At 66.7% G+C, this 975-nt stretch carries 1 protein-coding gene and 1 pseudogene; one reads left to right on the top strand and one right to left on the bottom strand.

The features are described from left to right. Positions 1-408: pseudogene (locus EQG76_RS30965) on the top strand (hypothetical protein); the annotation flags it as partial. A 183-nt stretch (positions 409-591) separates the two neighbouring features. Here the strand turns inward: EQG76_RS30965 and EQG76_RS30960 are convergent. Continuing rightward, positions 592-750, bottom strand: coding sequence for a hypothetical protein (locus EQG76_RS30960; RefSeq protein WP_159719065.1), 159 nt, complete (start codon positions 748-750; stop codon positions 592-594). Positions 751-975 lie beyond the last annotated feature (225 nt).

Here is a 975-nt window from a genome sequence, read left to right as displayed (position 1 = left end):
GTGCTTGCGGGTGGTGAGGGCGACGACACGATCCAGGCCGGCTCGGGGGACGACGTCATCCGGATGGGCGGCGGCTTCGACATTGCCTTGTTCCACCTGAACGTGAGCGGCAGTGGCGGGATCGGCCGGGACGTCATCGAGGATTTCGATGGCGGAAGCGATGGGCTGTACATCGACGGCACGACCAGGCAAGGCAGCTATGTCTTCGCGTCGCAGATGTTCTCCCGGCTGGACACCAACGGTGACGGGGGCCTGAACGGCAGCGACAGCGCGGTGTCGGTTTCGATCGGCAATGGGGGCGCGTCGCTGCTGCTCGATATTGGGCTGTCGCTTGGGTATGCGAGTGGGCTGCACACGGTGACGCTGGTCGGTGTGGAAAGTGTGGCTCAGGGTAATTTCTTTGGCTGAGATTGGATTGCCCTCAAGAGGCATGGCCGGCTTTTGGGCAGGAAGCTGGATGGCCGGATTGGGCCCGGCCATGACGGATAAAGTGTGAATCCCATGGATGGCAGGGCTGCGGGAAGTGGTTGGTCCCCCGGTCGTGCCGGGAGATGACGAGGCTGCTCGGGTTCGTTTCGTCGGCATGATGTCTCAGCTGGCGAGCGGCGTGCCGGGGGGCAGCTGGGCCACCCAGGCGGGTGGGCCGCTGCCGTTGGTGCCGAAGCGCAGGTAGAAGGCCTCGACATGGCCGCGCATGTTGGTTGGCCAGCGGGCGGCGATCTGCTCGCGCAGATGGGCGAGTTGGCGCAAGGCCTGGGCGGTTTCTACCGGCGACGAAGGTCGATCGGGGGCGGCTCCGGCGTCCGGCGCAGTTGCCGCGGAGGGCTCAGTCCTTCTGGGCCCATGCCGCTTCCTGGCCCTGGTCGGTTCGGACGGAGGAGGCATCGGCGGGGCTGGGTCATCCGTACTTATCGCGGGCGCTTCCACTGACTCGGGCGTGCCCGGCTCGTCCGGTTCGATGGGATCGGCCGGCGC

It is taken from the genome of Geminicoccus flavidas (assembly GCF_009806515.1).
Taxonomy (GTDB): Bacteria; Pseudomonadota; Alphaproteobacteria; order Geminicoccales; family Geminicoccaceae; genus Geminicoccus; species Geminicoccus flavidus.
The sequence above is the reverse complement of the archived record's forward strand: the minus strand, read 5'-3'. Positions and strand labels throughout refer to the sequence as shown.